This is a genomic window from Streptomyces sp. KMM 9044 (assembly GCF_024701375.2).
Lineage (GTDB): Bacteria > Actinomycetota > Actinomycetes > Streptomycetales > Streptomycetaceae > Streptomyces.
In genome coordinates this window covers 1,214,437-1,231,771 of record NZ_CP113910.1, presented here as the reverse complement: position 1 = coordinate 1,231,771, position 17,335 = coordinate 1,214,437, and the positions used below count along the sequence as shown (strand labels likewise).

General features: G+C 72.4%; 14 protein-coding genes and 2 pseudogenes. 9 read left to right on the top strand and 7 right to left on the bottom strand.

Annotation, left to right across the window (positions count from 1 at the left end; translation table 11 throughout):
* Positions 1 to 41 precede the first annotated feature (41 nt).
* Positions 42 to 725 carry a winged helix-turn-helix transcriptional regulator gene (locus HUV60_RS05520; protein ID WP_257851929.1) on the top strand — a complete coding sequence of 228 codons (684 nt, stop codon included), beginning with the start codon at positions 42 to 44 and terminating at the stop codon, positions 723 to 725.
* Positions 726 to 812: 87 nt separating this feature from the next.
* Here HUV60_RS05520 and HUV60_RS05515 read toward each other — a convergent pair whose 3' ends face one another.
* The 3 genes from HUV60_RS05515 to HUV60_RS05505 are packed head-to-tail and all read right to left on the bottom strand — an operon-like array spanning position 813 to position 4,519.
* Positions 813 to 1,637: a hypothetical protein gene (locus HUV60_RS05515; protein ID WP_257853106.1), complete on the bottom strand. Its 825-nt coding sequence runs from the start codon at positions 1,635 to 1,637 to the stop codon at positions 813 to 815.
* Between the two features lie 8 nt (positions 1,638 to 1,645).
* Positions 1,646 to 2,929: a VWA domain-containing protein gene (locus tag HUV60_RS05510; RefSeq protein ID WP_257851931.1), complete on the bottom strand. Its 1,284-nt coding sequence runs from the start codon at positions 2,927 to 2,929 to the stop codon at positions 1,646 to 1,648.
* 57 nt (positions 2,930 to 2,986) lie between these two features.
* Entirely contained in the window at positions 2,987 to 4,519 is a 1,533-nt protein-coding gene (locus HUV60_RS05505) for an IucA/IucC family protein (protein ID WP_257851933.1), read from the bottom strand.
* Positions 4,520 to 4,625: 106 nt separating this feature from the next.
* Between HUV60_RS05505 and HUV60_RS05500 the strand changes: the two genes are divergently transcribed.
* The gene (locus HUV60_RS05500) at positions 4,626 to 6,224 is read left to right on the top strand and encodes an IucA/IucC family protein (protein ID WP_443047222.1); all 1,599 of its coding nucleotides are present in this window, start codon (positions 4,626 to 4,628) and stop codon (positions 6,222 to 6,224) included.
* Between the two features lie 107 nt (positions 6,225 to 6,331).
* On the opposite strand, the gene HUV60_RS05495 is transcribed toward HUV60_RS05500, so the two are convergent.
* Positions 6,332 to 6,463: a hypothetical protein gene (locus HUV60_RS05495; RefSeq protein ID WP_257851935.1), complete on the bottom strand. Its 132-nt coding sequence runs from the start codon at positions 6,461 to 6,463 to the stop codon at positions 6,332 to 6,334.
* Between HUV60_RS05495 and HUV60_RS05490 the strand changes: the two are divergent.
* The 5 genes and pseudogenes from HUV60_RS05490 to HUV60_RS05470 all read left to right on the top strand — a co-directional run.
* A pseudogene (locus HUV60_RS05490) lies at positions 6,463 to 6,912 on the top strand (pyridoxamine 5'-phosphate oxidase family protein); the annotation flags it as partial. The gene HUV60_RS05495 and the pseudogene HUV60_RS05490 overlap by 1 nt on opposite strands.
* A 162-nt stretch (positions 6,913 to 7,074) precedes the next feature.
* Positions 7,075 to 7,641 carry a DUF4383 domain-containing protein gene (locus HUV60_RS05485; RefSeq protein ID WP_257851936.1) on the top strand — a complete coding sequence of 189 codons (567 nt, stop codon included), beginning with the start codon at positions 7,075 to 7,077 and terminating at the stop codon, positions 7,639 to 7,641.
* A gap of 660 nt (positions 7,642 to 8,301) precedes the next feature.
* Positions 8,302 to 9,636 carry a hemolysin family protein gene (locus HUV60_RS05480; RefSeq protein WP_257851937.1) on the top strand — a complete coding sequence of 445 codons (1,335 nt, stop codon included), beginning with the start codon at positions 8,302 to 8,304 and terminating at the stop codon, positions 9,634 to 9,636.
* Complete coding sequence (locus tag HUV60_RS05475) at positions 9,633 to 10,658, top strand: hemolysin family protein (protein WP_257851938.1); 1,026 nt, start codon at positions 9,633 to 9,635, stop codon at positions 10,656 to 10,658. The genes HUV60_RS05480 and HUV60_RS05475 overlap by 4 nt, the downstream gene beginning before the upstream one ends.
* Positions 10,659 to 10,797: 139 nt before the next feature.
* Entirely contained in the window at positions 10,798 to 11,712 is a 915-nt protein-coding gene (locus HUV60_RS05470) for a HipA family kinase (protein ID WP_257851939.1), read from the top strand.
* Positions 11,713 to 11,741: 29 nt separating this feature from the next.
* Here the strand turns inward: HUV60_RS05470 and aceB are convergent, their stop codons facing one another.
* Positions 11,742 to 13,367 (bottom strand): malate synthase A, encoded by a 1,626-nt coding sequence (gene aceB, locus HUV60_RS05465; RefSeq protein ID WP_257851940.1) that lies wholly within the window; start codon positions 13,365 to 13,367, stop codon positions 11,742 to 11,744.
* Positions 13,368 to 13,556: 189 nt separating this feature from the next.
* Complete coding sequence (locus HUV60_RS05460) at positions 13,557 to 14,207, bottom strand: nucleotidyltransferase family protein (RefSeq protein ID WP_257851941.1); 651 nt, start codon at positions 14,205 to 14,207, stop codon at positions 13,557 to 13,559.
* A gap of 297 nt (positions 14,208 to 14,504) precedes the next feature.
* On the opposite strand from HUV60_RS05460, the pseudogene HUV60_RS05455 reads away from it, so the two are divergent.
* Positions 14,505 to 14,821: pseudogene (locus HUV60_RS05455) on the top strand (DUF5955 family protein).
* An 84-nt stretch (positions 14,822 to 14,905) separates the two neighbouring features.
* On the opposite strand, the gene HUV60_RS05450 reads toward HUV60_RS05455, so the two are convergent.
* Entirely contained in the window at positions 14,906 to 15,712 is an 807-nt protein-coding gene (locus HUV60_RS05450) for an IclR family transcriptional regulator (protein ID WP_257851942.1), read from the bottom strand.
* A 245-nt stretch (positions 15,713 to 15,957) separates the two neighbouring features.
* Here HUV60_RS05450 and allB point away from each other — a divergent pair, with 245 nt between their 5' ends.
* Positions 15,958 to 17,298, top strand: a complete 1,341-nt coding sequence (allB, locus tag HUV60_RS05445; RefSeq protein WP_257851944.1) for an allantoinase AllB — start codon at positions 15,958 to 15,960, stop codon at positions 17,296 to 17,298.
* Positions 17,299 to 17,335 lie beyond the last annotated feature (37 nt).

Here is a 17,335-nt window from a genome sequence, read left to right as displayed (position 1 = left end):
GACCGCTTGGAAAGTCCAACAACTTGTCTACACTGCGTCGCATGTCACCTCGCCGAAGCTACGACCAGTACTGTTCCGCCGCCCGCGCGCTCGACACCGTCGGCGACCGCTGGACCCTGCTGATCGTCCGCGAGCTCCTCGCCGGCCCGCGGCGCTACACCGACCTGCACGCGGACCTTCCCGGCGTCAGCACGGACGTACTGGCCTCACGGCTGAAGGACATGGAGCGCGACGGGCTGACCACCCGGCGGCGGCTGCCCCCGCCCGGCGCGGTCTACGTGTACGAACTCACGCGCCGTGGAAGTGAGTTGCTCCCCGTACTGCAAGCGCTCGGCGCGTGGGGGCAGGCGGCGCTGGGGGAGCGGCGGCCCACCGACGCGGTGCGGGCGCACTGGTTCGCGCTGCCCCTGCTGCGCGCCCTGGAGGGAGTGGGCGCCGGTGAGGGCCGGGGTGCGGGCGAGGGGGAGGGCGGGCTGGTCGAAGTCCGTTTGGAGGAAGGGATGTTCCACCTGCAGGTCGGCGCCGTGGACGGACCGGTCCACGGGAGCGGGTCGGTCTACGGTGACGGGCCTGCTCCCGGCGTGCCGGACGCCACCCTGGTCCTCGGCACCGACACCTGTACGGCGATCAGCCGAGGCGAGTCGACCGTAGCCGAGGCCGTACGGGACGGGCGGGTGACGGTGAGCGGCCACGGCACGCTCGCCAAGGCACTGAGGGAGGTGTGACGGAAAGCGGGACGGCGGGACAGGCCGTCCGGAGGGGAGGAGGCCCGCACGGGGCGGGCCTCCTGACGACACGTCACCCAGGTGGTTTCACGCGGCCGGGGGACGGGACGGCCGCCCCGTACCCCGGGTCAGCCGGTAGCCGGCGACTCCGGCCAGGGCGGCCAGCGCACCGCCCACCGCGGTCCACATCCACCGGTCGGACCACCAGCCGGAGGCCCAGCCGTCCTCGGGCTCGAGGCCGGCCAGCACGGCGGCCGGCGAGTCGTCCCCGTCGCCCTCCTCGCTGTCGTCGGTCTCGTTCCGCAGTGCGACACCCGGCACCAGCGGCTCCGCGAGCGAACCGTCGACCGCCGCCGCACCGCCCATCTCCTTCGAGCCGGCCCGGACTTCGATGTCCACCGGCTGGCCCAGGTCGGACGCCGAGAGGTTCACCGCCGTGAGCCGGATGTAGTACGTGCCCGGCAGTGGGTCGTTGGCCCACGGCTCCGACCATGCGCGGACCGTGCGCAGCACGCACTTCAGCTCCACGGAGCCCGCGTCGGCCGCCGCGGTGCGGGTCTGGGCGCCGTACTGGCAGGCCTGCCGGCGGCGCAGACCGTCGTACACGTCGACCCGCCAGGTCTCGGCGGCGTGCCTCTCGGGCAGCTTCACCGTCGCGTCGACGGTGGGGCGTTGCCCCGCGTCCGCCGGGAACGACCAGTACAGGTAGTCGCCGACGGAGGCACGCGCCGTGGCGGTCCGCCCCTGCTCGAACTCCGTCGCGGTACGGAAGGAGGTGCCCGCACGGGTCGGTCCGGCGGCGTCCTCGGACGCGCTGGGGGAGGGGGTGGAGTCGGCTGCCGCGGGGGCCGCGGCAGCGGCAGTGAGCCCGAACGCCAGCAGAGCGGCGCCCAACGAGCGGGTGAAGCGGATGATGCGCATCAGCTGGTCCTCCAGACCGCGAGCCGCCAGCGTGACAGCCAGCCCCATACGAGACCGGCGAGGAAGCCCGTGAGGACCAGTGCGCCGAGCAGCCACCAGCCCCGGCCCAGGCCGAAGGAGGCCACGTCACTCGACCCGCTCGGGCCGTCGACGACGTCGACGGTCAGTTCCAGAGGCAGGCCGGGCGTGGTCTTCACACCAGAGCCCGGCGAGAACGAGTTGGTCACCGCCAGGCACACCGTCTCGGCGGCCGGCTTGCCGTCGGAGTCGTCGCTGTCGTCGTCCCGTTCGGGCTTCGGGTAGCGCAGGCCGGTGGACAGGACGTCCGTGCGGCCGTTGCCCGTGGCCTCGCCGCGGACGATCTCCCGGCTGTGCACCGTGACGGCCCGCAGCAGCACGCCGTAGTCGGGGTCCACCGCCCGGTCGGCCGCCACGCTCACCGATGCGCGCAGTTCCCGGCCCGCCGGCACGTCCACGCGGTACCAGCGCTGCTGCCCGAACTCCTCACGGTCCGTGTAGAGACCGGACTCCAGCGTCGGCGCCTTCGCGCACGAGGCGCCGCCCTCGGTCGCGACCGGTGTCACCACCGGCTCGGCCGCGCGGTCCACCAGCTCATTGACACGGTCGGTGAGTTCGTCCTGGTGCTCGACCGAGGTGTAGGTGCCGCCGGTCGCCTCGGCGATACAGCTGAGCTGCCGGCTCAGCTTGGCGTTCGGCACCAGGCCCAGCGTGTCGATGGTCAGGCCGATCCCCTTGGCCGCGATCTCCCGGGCCACCTCGCACGGATCGAGCGGGGCGCAGGTGTCCTCACCGTCACTGATCAGTACGATGCGCCTGGAACCGTTGCCGCCCTCGAAGTCGTCGGCCGCCTCCAGCAGGGCGGGGCCGATCGGGGTCCAGCCGGTCGGGCTCAGCGTGGCCACCGCCGTCTTGGCCTCGGTGCGGTCCAGCGGGCCGACCGGGTAGAGCTGCGCGGTGTCCTTGCAGCCCTCCTTCTTGTCGTCGCCGGGGTAGTCGGCGCCGAGGGTGCGGATCCCCAGCTCGACCTCCTCCGGCGTCGCGTCCAGCACCTCGTTGAACGCCTGCTTCGCCGCGGCCATCCGGGACTGCCCGTCGATGTCCCGGGTCCGCATCGAGCCGCTCACATCGAGGACGAGGTCGACCTGGGGCGCGTCCTGGCCCGTGGGTTCACCGGCGGTCGCCGCGGACGGGAGGGCGAGCCCCGCCGACAGGGCGGCGAGCAGGAGACCGATGCCTGTGGCCGGCCATTTTCTTCTGATCATCGGCGGATCCTATTGACCAGAGGCGCCCTGTTCCAAAGCGGGGCTCCGGTGCCGGCCCTACACGGGCTCGCCTTGGAGGGGATCGAGCAGTGGATTGGGCAGTTGTGTCCAGCCGTCCCCGGTCGCCCCCGGCGAAAGCCGCATCAGCGTCAGCGCCTTCGCGGGCAGCGGTTCGCCGCACAGTGCAGCGAGGTCCGGGGTACGCGGCAGGTCCCGTACGGCACTCTCCAACGCGGCGCGCAACGCCGGGCCCGAGCCCGTCGTACCGGCCAGCGAGCCCGCCACCAGCGAGCCGAACAGCTTGCGCCGCAGAGCCCGTTCGTCATCCGTCACCATGCGGGCGGGCAACCCGGGCACGGAGACGCCGTGGTGGGCGAGTCGCGCGGGGCTGATCCGCAGGTCGGCCAGATCACGGTAGACCAGCCGCACCGGCTCCCCGTCCGGCGCCAGCACCACCAGCAGGTTCTGACCGTGCGCCTCCAGCGCCACGCCCGAATAGAGGAGGTGCAGTCCGACCGTCAGGGCGAGCCGCGCGAACCGGGCCGTCCAGCCCGGGGAGCGGGGCAGCCCGGTCGCCGCCAGGGCCGCCACCGGCACCACCCGCTCCCCGGCCGCCGCGTACTCCTGCGGCGACTCGCGCAGCACGGCCGCCAGATCGGGGGAACCGGCCGCCGCGGCACCCAGGGTGCGGGTGATGTGCAACAGCCCGCCGGTCCGCGCCGCCACCGACTCCCCGAACTCCGACAGCGCCGCGGACGCGGCGACCGAACCGAGTGAGATGTCCCGCACCGACGACGTAAGCCGCGCGCTCAACGCCGTCTTCACATGCGGTCCGTCGGGCAGCGCGAGCGTGCGCAGAGCCATCAGCGGACGCGCCGCCATCCGCTCCGCGGGCTCCCGCTTGAGCACGTGCGCCGCCTGCCAGGGATGCACCGGGATCACCATTCGCCCTCCGTCCCGCAGCCACTGGGGCCAGCGCCCCGTCACCAGACAGTCCCCGGCCGGCACCGCAACCAGTCCCAGCTCCACGAGAGGTCGGTGCTCGGGCCCGTACGCCAGCTGCTCGGCCACCGAAAACCCTGGTCGCGAACGGCAGTTGGGATGGAACGGATGCCCGTCGACCACCCGCTGCTCCCACTCCCAGTCGGACCTCCCGCCCCAGGCCCCCACGTCCTTTCCGCTCTCCTCCGGGGATCCCGCCCGGGACAGCGTCAACGAGGCGACACTGTGAGCGAGTTCGGCTGCGAAGGCGGCCGAACACGGTACGGCGAGCTCCCCCGTCAACCGCGCGGGATCGTCGTACGCCACTCCGTCCAGCCATACGACGGTGACGTACGCGGCGGTCGTGTACGGGTCCGGGCGCGGGCCGCGCAGCCGACGGCCGTCCGCCAGCCGCAGCGTGAGCCCGTCACCGTCCGGCTCCCGGCGCACGACCCACGGCAGCGGATCGTGTGCCAGGCCGCGCCACAGCCGGGTCAGCACGGCCGCGCGGGCCCCTGGCAACGCTGCCGTGTACCGGGGCACCAGCGCAGGCCGTACGACGGCCAACTCGTCGGCGATTTCGGCCTCGGCGGCGAAGGGACGGTGCACAGGCGGACTCCTCGGGTACGAAAGGCGCTGCGGAACGAACAGGTCGGTCCGTGACGGACATGCGGAGATACTGATCGTCTCCGTCCGGACAGACCGTAGGGAAACAGTGGAACGCGTGGACCTCATGCCCCCACCCGCAGACGACGACGCGGCACCCCGCGCCCACGACACCGGCCGGCCGGCCGGCCGCGCCGACGCGTACGCGGCTGCCCCGCTCCTGAACTGCCTCCTGCGCGAGGTCGCACGACCCATACCGGACGGCGAGGACGAGGACGAGGACACGGACCGGGGCCGGGGTCGAGAGCCGGGCGTCCCCCGGACATACCGCCTGCCGGGCACCCAGCACCTGCTACGCGTCCACGGCACCCGCCGCAGCCCCGCCGCACCCGAGGTCCGCGCGCAGGACGGCACCTGGCGTCGCCTCGGTCATCCGGAGCTGGTGGAACTCGTCGCCGAGGAGCTGCGCCGGCACACCGGGGTGCCGAACCGGGAGCTGGCGGCCGAGATGACCGGCAGCCGCGACGCGGTGGCCGCGCTGCTCACCGCACGGGCAGGCGCCACCCCGCCCACCGACCCCTACCTGCGCTCCGAGCAGTCCCTGCTCACCGGCCACACCCACCACCCCGCCCCCAAGGCCCGCGGCGCAGGCCCCACGGCGAGCTGGCTGCCGTACGCACCGGAGGCGTACGCACGCTTCCCGCTGACGCTGCTCGGCGTGCGGGAGGACGCGGTCGTGGAGGAGGGCGACACCACGTCCCTGGACCGCCTGGGCGCCGCCCCGCCCGGCTACCGCCTCCTGCCCGCCCACCCCTGGCAGTTGGAGCTGACGGCCCGGAGCCTGGCCCCCGCGTTCGCCGACGGCCGGCTGATCCGGCTGGGCACGACCGCGTTCCCGGTGTGGCCCACGGCCGCGATCCGCACCGTGTACACGCCCGCGCAGGACCTGTTCCTGAAGTTCAGCCTGGACGTGCGCATCACCAACGACGTCCGCCGTCTGTGGCGCCACGACTTGCTGAAGCTGGTCAGGACCGACCGGGCCGCGAGCGAGGCCTTCGCCGCCTCGGCCACGCCCGACGCCCCCGCGGCCTGGCTCAGCGACCGCGGTTACCGCACCGCGGCCTTCGCCTTCGAGGAACTGGCCGTACTGGTCCGCGACGGTCTGCGCTCCCACCTGCTCCCCGGCGCGACCCCGCACCTGGCCGCAGCCCTGCCGGAGGACTACGAAGGCAACCCGCTGGCCACCACCTCCACCCCCGACGCCTGGTGGAAGGCCTACCTGGCCCGGGTCGTCCCCCCGGCACTGCGAACCTTCGCCCGGCACGGCGTCGTGGTCGAGGCCCACCTGCAGAACACCCTGATCGCCGTCGACACCGACGGCATGCCCGTACAGGCCCTGTACCGGGACGCGGAAGGCGTGAAGCTGCTCCCGGAGGTGACGAGGGAGGCGGGCTGGGAGCGCCTCGTCTACTGCCTGATCGTCAACCACCTGACGGACATAGCGTCAGCCCTGACCGACCGCCATCCGGGCTTCACCCCGTGGCCCGCAGCCCGCCGGGAACTCTCCCGCCATCTCCTCCCGGAGGTCCAGACCCTCCTCACCAGCCCCACCCTCCCCGCCAAAACCAACCTCCTCCTGCGCTGGACACACGCCGACGGAGCCTCGGCACGCTACCTGCCGGTCCCCAACCCGCTGGCGGAGCCGTAGGCGTCGGCGCTTCGTACGCAGCGGGAGGGCGAGGAACCGGCCGAGGCCGGGTGCACCAGGAACAGCCCGGACGGCCGAAGACCGCCCAGGGGGATCGGGTGGTCGGTTCAGCGGGGGAGGCCGGAGCGCTCGGGGGCCTTCGACACGTTCCACGCGACGGCGCCGATGCCGGGCCCCGCGGCGGAGATCTCGAAGGTCACGTCGCCCCGCGGCTGCTTGTCGGCCAGGACCAAGTCCATTGCCCGACGAAGCCCTCTCCCGCCTGCTTGGCGCGCAACGGTTCGGCATCCTCGCCACCGTCAAGCGCAGTGGCCATCCCCATCTGACCACCATGTCCTACACCTGGGACGCCGAGACCCGCGTCGCACGCTTCTCGCCGACCGCCGACCGCCGACCGCCGACCGCCGACCGCGTCAAGCTCGAGCATCTGCGGCGCGATCCGCGTGCCGCCCTGCATGTGCAGGGCGGCGGCGTGTGGTCGTTCGCCGTCGCGGAGGGCGGGACCGAGGCCTCCGAGGTCACGACGGTCCCCGGCGACGCGGTCGGGCGGGAACTGCTCGGGCTGGTCCCCGAGGCCGCGAAGCCGCAGGACGAGGCCGCGTTCCTGGAGCAGTTGGTCGCCGAACGCCGGGTGGCCGTCCGCCTGAAGGCGGACCGGCTGTACGGGACGGCGCTCGACATCGCCGGACAGGCGGACAGGACGGAGGAACCGGCCCCTGCGCCGCGTCGGAGGGACGGCCGAGGAGCCAGGCCGCCCTCCCGGGCTGTTCCGGGCCGGGGGTCCGGAACCCGGAAGTGGAAAATAGGAACCATCCGCATCCAAGCAGATGTTTCCGGATGAAAAGCGGTCATGAAGCTGCAAGACGAACTTCCAGTCGACCATCACCTGGCGACCGTCTACCGCTACGGTGCCGCCTTCTGCGGCCTCGTCCTGCTCGCCTTCGCCGGCCTCGGCTTCGCCGACGCGCTCAGTCCTTTCAGCACGTCGGGAAACACGATCGCCGGCATGACCACCAACGTCGCGCTCAGTGTCATCTCCACCGTGGTGGGACTGGCGCTGCTCGTCGGCGCCGCCGTCGGCGGCAACTTCGCCTCCACCCTCAACATGACGGTGGGCGGACTGTTCGTGCTGAGCGGCTTCGCCCACACCTTCGTGCTGGGCCGCCCTGCCAACATCCTGGACTTCGGCATGAGCAACGTGATCTTCAGTTACGTCATGGGGCTGCTCATCGCGACGTTCGGCATGTACGGCCGGGTATCCAGCAGGCTGTCGCACGACAATCCCTACTGGCAGCGCAGGCACTCCGGCCAGGCGGCCCGGGAAACGCAGGATGCCTCACGGCGGGACGTGACGCCGCAGTCACTGCCCCGCCCCGGGAGCCAGGGCCCCCGGGGCGGACGCACTTCACTCCGGTGACGCTGCGGCCGGGCCCGCACGGTGTGCGTGTGTTCCCGAGGGTGCCGTCGGCCCTGCGGGGGCAGGTGGCGCCACGGCGGTCGTACTTCAGGCCGGCGAGGTCCGCCACGGTCCTGACCCCGAACGCCTCCCGGAGCGGCTCGCCGTCGCGGTCGGAGACCCTCTTCAGTGCTGCTGCCGGGGCGGCCGTGATCCCGGGCAGGCTCCTGTCCGCCCATGCCTTGTTTAGCGCTTTGTTCAGATGTCGGTCGAAGCCATGCGTGACATCCTCCGGAGCGCGGAATCCGCTGTGCGTGCGGAACTCCTACAGGCGAGGAGAGGCATAGGGCGGGCCGGTACGGGGAGAGGCGTGCTCCGGGCGGACGTGCCGGGAAGGCCGGAACCGGCTTCCTGGGCTGTCCGACTTCGTACCCCGGCCGTTTGCTGCCGCCCCGGTGCCGCCCGGTCTCCCGCTCGCGGGCCGGGGAAGGCGTCGGGCGGCTTCTCTGCGCCTCCTTTACAGTGGAGAAAGACGCAGGCAAGTCTGCTTCCAGTCACCGTCGTCACAGGTGGTCCGTGCGTTGTGAGAAGGAGTGGCGTCCCCCTGATGGGTGAGCCTCCCGGCACCGCCCGTGCCCTGCTCCGTCCGCTGTCCGTGAGCGAGGGACCGGGCGAGGCACGATGACCGAGGTCCTGTTGCTTCTGCTGGCCCTCCTGCTCACCCTGGCCTGCGCGGTGTTCGTCGCGGCCGAATTCTCCTTGACCACGGTCGAGCGAAGCGACCTGGAACGCGCCTGCGAGGCCGGCGAGCGCGGCGCAGAGAGCGCGCTGAAGGCCGTACGCCGACTGACCCTCCAGCTGTCGGGTGCCCAGCTCGGCATCACCGTGACCTCCCTGGTGATCGGCATGCTCGCCGAGCCGTCGCTCGCGACGCTGCTGCGCGGTCCGCTCCGGGAGGTCGGTCTGGGCGCCGCCGCCTCGTCGGTGGCGACCGTGCTGGGCGTGGTGGTGTCCACCGTCGTGCTGATGGTCGTCGGCGAGCTGGTCCCCAAGAACTGGGCCATCTCCCGGCCGCTGGCGGTCGCCAAGGTGGTGGCCGGACCGCAGCGCGGCTTCACCGCCGCGTTCGGTCCGTTCATCCGGCACCTGAACGGCACCGCGAACCGTTTCGTACGTCGCATCGGCATGGAGCCCACCGAGGAGCTGGCCTCCGCCCGCAGCTCCGAGGAGCTGGTCGCGCTCGCCCGGCATTCGGCCGCCGAGGGGGCGCTGGAGGAGGATGCGGCCGACCTGTTCGTCCGTACGCTCCACCTGAGCGAGCTGACCGCGGAGAACGTGATGACGCCGCGCGTCGATGTCAAGGCGCTGGAAGTGCACGCGACGGCCGCGGATGCCGCCAACCTCACCCACGCCACCGGCCTGTCCCGCTTCCCGGTCTACCGCGACAGCCTGGACGAGGTCGTCGGCACCGTCCACATCCGCGACGTCCTCGCCCTGGAACCGGAGCGGCGCGCCGTCACGCCGGTCACCGAACCGGTCACCGAGCCCCTGCTGGTGCCCGACAGCCTCACGGCCGACCGGCTGCTGGAACGGCTCCGGGCGACCCGCACCATGGCTGTGGTCATCGACGAGTACGGCGGTACGGCGGGCGTGGCGACGGTGGAGGACATCGTCGAGGAGGTCGTGGGTGAGGTCCGCGACGAGCACGATCCCCTGGAGACGCCCGACCTGGTGCCCGCGCCCGCCACCGGGGACGGCCGTGCGGCATGGGAGGCGGACGGCAGCGTACGCATCGACCAGCTCGCCGGCATAGGGCTCACCGCGCCCGACGGCCCGTACGAGACCGTGGCCGGGCTGATCGCCACCCGCCTGGGCCGCATTCCCGCCGAGGGTGACGCCCTCACCCTCGACGGCTGGCGGCTTGACGTCCTGGAGCTGGAGCACCACCGCGCCGACCGGGTCCGTATCACCGAACCGGTCCGCGTCCCGGCGCGGCCGGGAAGGGAGTCCCGATGACCGCCCTCCAGCTGGCCATCGGCATCCTGATGGTCCTGGTCAACGCCTTTTTCGTCGGCGCCGAGTTCGCCCTGATCTCGGTGCGCCGCAGTCAGATCGAGCCCCGCGCCCAAGCGGGCAACAAGCGGGCGCGGATGACCCTGCGGGGTCTGGAGCACCTGTCCGCGATGATGGCCACCGCCCAGCTCGGCATCACCGCGTCCTCGCTGGTGCTGGGCGCGGTCGCCGAACCGGCCATCGCGCATCTGCTCGAGCCCGGCTTCGAGGCGGCCCGCATACCGGACGGCCTGGTGCACCCGGTCGCGTTCGTCATCGCGCTCAGCCTGGCGACGTACCTGCACATGCTGATCGGCGAGATGGTCCCGAAGAACATCGCGCTGGCCGCCCCGGCCGCCACCGCGCTGCTGCTGGGGCCGCCGCTGGTGGCCCTCACCCGGGCGCTCAAGCCGGTCGTCTTCGGCATCAACGCCTTCGCCAACGTCCTGCTGAAACTGCTGCACGTCGAACCGAAGGACGAGGTCGAATCCGCCTTCACCGACAACCAGCTGGCCCGCATGGTCGTCGACTCCAGGGAGGCCGGCCTGCTCTCACCCGCCGACGGCGAACGGCTGCGCGACGCGCTGGAGCTGGGCACCCGGCCGGTGGGCGAGATCCTCGTCCCGGCCCGGCGGATGCACACCGTCGAGCACACCATCACCCCGGCGCGGCTGGAGCGGGTGGCGGCGGAGGCGGGCTACTCCCGGTTCCCGGTCACGGGCCAGGACGGCGGTCTTCTGGGATACCTGCACATCAAGGACACCCTCGGTCGCACCGACCGCGACCAGCCCTTCCCCCGCGGCGTGTTCCACCCGGTCACCCAGGTGCGCATCGACACACCGCTGGACGACACCCTCACCGCCCTGCGCGCCGACGGCAGCCACCTCGCCGCCGTCCTCGGCGAGGGCGACAAGGTGATCGGCGTCGTCACGATGGAGGACGTCCTGTCGGAGCTGGTCGGACCGGCAGCTCCGGCCACCGCGTGATCCCGCCCCCGGCCTGGTCGCCGGACGTCACACTGGGTTACTATGCTCACTTCCTGCCGAAGGTACCAGGACTGATGCCGACCGAGCGCCGGGAGTTTTCCGTGGATCATGAGACTACCGAGTCGTGCGGTCCGGGAGCATGCTGAGAAAGGTGGTCGCGACCCGCTATGTCGCGCCCCTGCACTCCGGCGGTTCCGTCCCCGGCATCGTAGAGGCCGACGACTGCGGGACGTACGTCGTGAAGTTCACGGGATCCGCGCAGGGGCGCAAGGCGCTGGTGGCCGAGGTGATCGTCGGGGAGCTGGCGCGTGCGCTGGGGCTGCGGTTCCCGGAGCTGGTGCTGGTGGACTTCGATCCGGTGATCGCCGCCGCCGAGCCGCACCAGGAGGTGCGGGAGCTGCACGCGGCCAGCGCCGGGACCAACCTCGGCATGGACCACCTGCCGGGGGCGCGGGACTTCACGCCCGAGGTCGCCGAGGTGTTCTCCGTCGACCCGGTGGAGGCCGGGCGGATCGTCTGGCTCGACGCCCTCACAGTGAACGTGGACCGGACCGTGCACTCCTCCAACCTGATGGTCTGGCCGACGCTGGGTGTCGCGGAGCCCCGGCTGTGGCTCATCGACCACGGGGCCGCGCTCGTCTTCCATCACCGCTGGGACGCGTCCGACCCGGCGAAGGCATACGACTTCCGCCACCATGCCCTCGGCGGCCACGGGCCCGACGTCCGCGCCGCCGACGCCGAGCTCGCGCCCCGGGTGACCGAGGAACTGCTGCGCTCCGTCACGGCAGGGGTGCCCGACGCCTGGCTCGCCGGTGACCCCGACCTCGCGACGCCCGACGCGGCCCGCGAGGCATACGTGAGGTATCTGGACGCGCGGGTACGGGCCTCGGCGGCGTGGCTGCCGACCGACTTTCCCGGCGCGGAGGAACTGGCCGCGGAGAACGTCCGCCGGGCCGCCCGCTCCCGGCAGGGGCGTCCGGCCTGGCTCAAGAACGTTCCCGATCTGCACGGCAGGCCCGTGGCGGACCAGGACTGGTCGGTGCACCCGGGGTGACCGGCGGCCCGGGCCGAGTGCCGTGCGGGTCAGCCCCTGAGCTGTTCGTAGGCCGGCAGGGTGAGGAAGTCGGCGTAGTCCTCGTCCAGGGAGACCGTCAGCAGCAGGTCGTGGGCCTGCTGCCAGTGGCCCGCTGCGAAGGCCTCCTCGCCCAGCTCTCTGCGGATGTCCGACAGTTCCTCGGCCGCGATCCTGCGGGCCAGCTCCGCGGTGACCGACTCGCCTGTGTCGAGGACGACACCCGCGTTGATCCACTGCCAGATCTGAGAGCGGGAGATCTCGGCGGTGGCCGCGTCCTCCATCAGGTTGAAGATGGCCACCGCGCCGAGGCCGCGCAGCCATGCCTCGATGTAACGGATGCCCACCTGAACGGCGTTGACCAGACCCGCGTACGTCGGCGTCGCCTTCAGGGAATCGATCGCGATCAGGTCGGCGGCGCTGACGTCGACGTCCTCGCGCAGCCGGTCCTTCTGGTTCGGCCGGCCGCCGAGCACCCGGTCGAAGGACTCCAGGGCGATCGGGACCAGGTCCGGGTGGGCGACCCAGGAGCCGTCGAAACCGTCGTTCGCCTCACGGTCCTTGTCGGCACGCACCTTCTCGAACGCGACCTTGTTGACCTCCGGGTCCCGGCGGGACGGGATGAAGGCCGCCATGCCGCCGATCGCGTGCGCGCCCCGCTTGTGGCAGGTGCGCACGAGGAGTTCGGTGTACGCCCGCATGAACGGGGCCGTCATCGTGACCGCGTTGCGGTCCGGCAGGACGAACTTCGCGCCGCCGTCCCGGAAGTTCTTGACGATGGAGAACAGGTAGTCCCAGCGTCCGGCGTTCAGCCCCGAGGCGTGGTCGCGCAGTTCGTAGAGGATCTCCTCCATCTCGTACGCGGCCGTGATCGTCTCGATGAGGACGGTGGCGCGCACGGTGCCCCGGGGAATGCCCGCATAGTCCTGCGCGAAGACGAACACGTCGTTCCACAGGCGGGCTTCGAGGTGGGACTCCGTCTTCGGGAGGTAGAAGTACGGGCCCTTGCCGAGGTCGATCAGACGCTGGGCGTTGTGGAAGAAGTACAGCCCGAAGTCGACCAGGGCGCCGGGCACCTGAATGCCGTCGGCGTCGACGAGGTGGCGCTCGTTCAGGTGCCAGCCGCGCGGGCGCGTGACGACCGTCGCCAGTTCCCCGTCCGGGCGCAGGGCGTAGGACCTGCCGGACGACGCGTCGGTGAAGTCGATGGTCCGGGCGTAGGCGTCGATCAGGTTGAGCTGGCCGAGGACCACGTTCTCCCAGGTGGGCGCGGAGGCGTCCTCGAAGTCCGCGAGCCACACCCTCGCGCCCGAGTTGAGGGCGTTGACGGTCATCTTGCGGTCGGTGGGGCCGGTGATCTCGACCCGGCGGTCGTTCAGGGCCTCGGGGGCCGGGGCCACCCTCCAGGAGCCGTCCGCCCGGACGGCGGCCGTCTCGGGGAGGAAGCCGAGCGTGGACGTACGGGCGATCTCGGCACGGCGCTCCGCGCGGCGGGCGAGGAGTTCGTCCCGCCTGGGCGTGAACCGCCGGTGCAGCTCGGCCACGAAGGCGAGGGCCGCCTCGGTGAGGACCTCCTCCTGCCGGGGCAGGGGCTCGGCGTCGACGACGGCCAGCGGGTGCGGCGCTGGTGCGGACATCAGCTGTCACTTCCTTCGGCGGGCAGGGCACCGGGTGCCGGTCGACCCGGGTACGGCGCAGAGCGCCCGGGGAGCGGGGTGGGGCCGAAGGCGCTCTGGCTTGCGGATAGTAGTTTCCTCATCGTGGAAGTTCAATGGTTTGTTGATGTCGGGGCGCCCCGGGCCGGGAGGCGGGAAGGCGGCCCCCGCTCACTCGAGGCGGCTCAGATCCTCCTCCGTGTCGATGTCGTAGGCCTCGGCCACGTCCCCGCACTCGACGAGGGTGATCGCATCCGCGTGTGTCCTCAGGTAGGCGCGTGCCCCCCGGTCGCCGGCCGCGGCCCCGGCCACACCGGCCCAGTGCGCGGCCCCGAACAGGGTGGGGTGGCCTCGCACGCCGGCGTAGGCCGCCGAAAGCAGGGCGTCCGGGAAGGGGGCGTGCTGCGCCTCCCGTGCCGCGTGCGCGGCGAGTACCCGCGCGACCGCCTGCGGACCGATGCCGGGCTGGTCGACCAGCAGGACCAGGGCGGCCTGCGCCTGCGTACCGGCCAGCGAGGCGAGCCCGGCCCGCAGGGACGAGCCCATACCCTGCTCCCAGTCCGGGTTGTCGACGAGTACGCAGTCCGCCAGTGCGGCGTGTGCGCGTACGTCGTCCGCCCGCGCGCCGAGCACCACGTGCACGCGCTCGCAGCCGCCCGCGCGCAACGCCCGTACCGCGTGCTCCACCAGCGGCCGTCCCCGGTGCGTCAGCAGTGCCTTGGGGTGGCCGCCCAGTCGTCGGCCACCACCCGCCGCGAGCAGCAGCCCCGCCACCTGTCCCGCGGCCCGTCCTGAGTCCGGGCTCGTCCGACGTCTCGTCATGGGTCCTGCATACCTCAAACCCCCACGGGCCACCGCCGGACGCCGGAGGGGCACGCACAGGGGGTGGCGCGGCGGGTGAGGCGTGGAGAGCGGGGCGGGTGGTACGGAAGGGTCGGAAAAGGGTGGAAACGGGGAGTGTGGAGGGGTGCGTCCGGCCTGGGGCGTCACGCTGTGGAGCAAGAAGATGACGTAGCGGACTGGTGCGGAGGGGGTGGGGTGGCGTTTACTGGCGCGCACCGGGCGGCGGGGCGGCGGGGCCGATGGGGAGGCGCACCACCGCGTGCGAGGGGGAGGGCTGTGTTGCGGAGCGTGGAGCAGCGGCATGAGGCCGGCAGTCGAGAGGGTGATCCGCGGGTGACGGAGCTGCGCTCCGCCGTGGCTCGGCTGCGTCGTCAACTGGTACCCTGTCCGGGGGAGTTCCCCGACCGGATCATCGCGGAGGGCGAACTCGCCGCACTGGACGCCCTCGCGGCCGGCGGCAGTCCGAGATTCCCCGGTTACGCCGTTCCCTGCTGCTGATCGTCGGCGCGATCGGCTCGGTGAGCGCACTCGGCCGGGGGCTGGGCGAAGTGCGGGACGCGGTGGACCTGTTCGGGCCGTCACCCCGGGCTTGACGTACACCTGTGCGCACGCCTCCCGGAAGAGGGCGCGCGCGGGCGTTGCGGCCGCGGTGAGCGATTGGTTCGAGTCGGGCCGGGTCAGACCGTCGGGCCGCTGCCCGGGGCGGTGAGCACCTCGGAGAGTTCCGTCGCCACCTGCTGGAGCACCGGCACGATCCGCTCCGTCGCCGCCTCCGTGACCCGCCCCGCGGGACCGGAGATCGAGAGGGCGGCCGGGGTGGGGGAGTCGGGCACGGAGACGGCGAGGCACCGCACGCCGATCTCCTGCTCGTTGTCGTCTATGGCGTAGCCCCGGCGGCGTACCTCGTCGAGCGCGGCCAGGAAACCCTCCGGTGTGGTGATGGTCCTGTCCGTCGCCGCGGGCATCCCGGTACGGGCGAGCAGGGCCCGTACGTCCTGTGACGGGAAGCCGGCCAGCAGGGCCTTGCCCACGCCGGTGGAGTGCGGCAGGACGCGGCGGCCGACCTCGGTGAACATCCGCATGGAGTGCTTGGACGGCACCTGCGCGACGTACACGATCTCGTCGCCGTCGAGCAGTGCCATGTTGGCCGTCTCGCCGGTCTCCTCCACCAGGCGGGCCAGATACGGGCGTGCCCAGGTGCCCAGCAGCCGGGAGGAGGACTCGCCGAGCCGGATCAGGCGCGGGCCGAGCGCGTACCGGCGGTTGGGCTGCTGGCGTACGTAACCGCACGTGACCAGGGTGCGCATCAGGCGGTGGATGGTCGGCAGGGGCAGCCCGCTGCTCGCCGACAGTTCGCTGAGGCCGACCTCGCCGCCCGCGTCCGCCATCCGCTCGAGCAGGTCGAAGGCGCGCTCGAGGGACTGCACCCCGCCGCTCGGGGCGGACCTGACGGAGTCGTCGGTGCTGGCGCTGGACGTCGGCACGGCGCGTTCCTTTCGGACGGGAGGGAAGGGCAGAAGCCTACCCGGCAGTCGATCGACCGCCCGTCTGTGCATTCACGCATGCATGTGTTCCGCTTCCCTGAATATTAATTCCGCTTCTCGGAATGGTCCAGAGGTCGTGTGCCGATGCCCGTGCGGGAGTGTGCCCTTGACGGCGGTGAAGCTGGAGTGAAGACTCCTTCAACAGAACGTTGAAACAGTGGCCATGAAGGCTCAGGAGGGTGCGGGTGTCCGACGCCGAACTGGTGCTGCGCTCGACGCGCGTCATCACTCCCGAGGGGACGCGCGCCGCGTCGGTCGCCGTCGTCGGCGGCACGATCGCGGCCGTCCTGCCGTACGAGGCACCCGTCCCCGGGGCGGCCCGCCTGACGGACCTCGGCGACGACGTCCTGCTGCCCGGCCTGGTCGACACCCACGTGCACGTCAACGACCCGGGCCGCAGCGAGTGGGAGGGCTTCTGGACCGCCACCCGCGCGGCGGCGGCCGGTGGCATCACCACGCTCGTCGACATGCCGCTCAACTCCCTCCCGCCGACGACGACAACCGGCCGTCTGCGCACCAAGCAGCAGGCCGCCGCCGGCCGCACCCATGTCGACGTCGGTTTCTGGGGCGGCGCCCTGCCCGGTAACGTCGAGGACCTGCGCCCGCTGCATGAGGCCGGCGTCTTCGGCTTCAAGGCCTTCCTGTCGCCGTCCGGAGTCGACGAGTTCCCGCACCTCGGACAGGACCAACTGGCCCGCACCCTGGCGGAGACCGCCGCCTTCGACGGGCTGCTGATCGTGCACGCGGAGGACCCCGACCGCCTCGACGCCGCCCCCCGGCACGGCGGCCCGAAGTACGCCGACTTCCTCGCCTCCCGCCCGCGCCACGCCGAGGACACCGCCGTCGCCCGGCTCCTCACGCAGGCGAAACGCCTCGACGCGCGCGTGCACATCCTGCACCTGTCCTCCAGCGGCGCGCTGCCGCTGATCGCGGAGGCCAAGTCCGACGGGGTGCGCGTCACCGTCGAGACCTGCCCCCACTACCTGACCCTCACCGCCGAGGAAGTACCGGACGGCGCCAGCGAATTCAAGTGCTGCCCGCCCATCCGCGAAGCCGCCAACCAGGGTCCGCTCTGGCAGGCGCTGGCGGACGGCGTCATCGACTGCGTGGTCACCGACCACTCCCCGTCCACCGCCGACCTCAAGACGGCCGACTTCGCCACCGCCTGGGGCGGCATCTCCGGCCTCCAGCTCAGCCTGCCCGCCGTCTGGACCGAGGCCCGCGAACGGGGACACGGCCTGGAGGACGTCGTGCGCTGGATGTCGGCGCGTACGGCGGGACTCGCCGGTCTCGACGGCCGCAAGGGCGCCATCGCCCCCGGCCACGACGCCGACTTCGCCGTCCTGGCCCCCGACGACACCTTCACCGTCGACCCGGCGGGGCTCCAGCACCGCAACCGCGTGACGGCGTACGCGGGCAGGACCCTGCACGGCGTCGTGAAGTCCACCTGGCTGCGCGGCCGGCGCATCATGGCCGACGGCGAGTTCACCACGCCGCAGGGCCGGCTGCTGACCCGCGTCCCCTGACCCGAGCGGCCCCCGGCCTCCGGCCTCCGACCCCCCG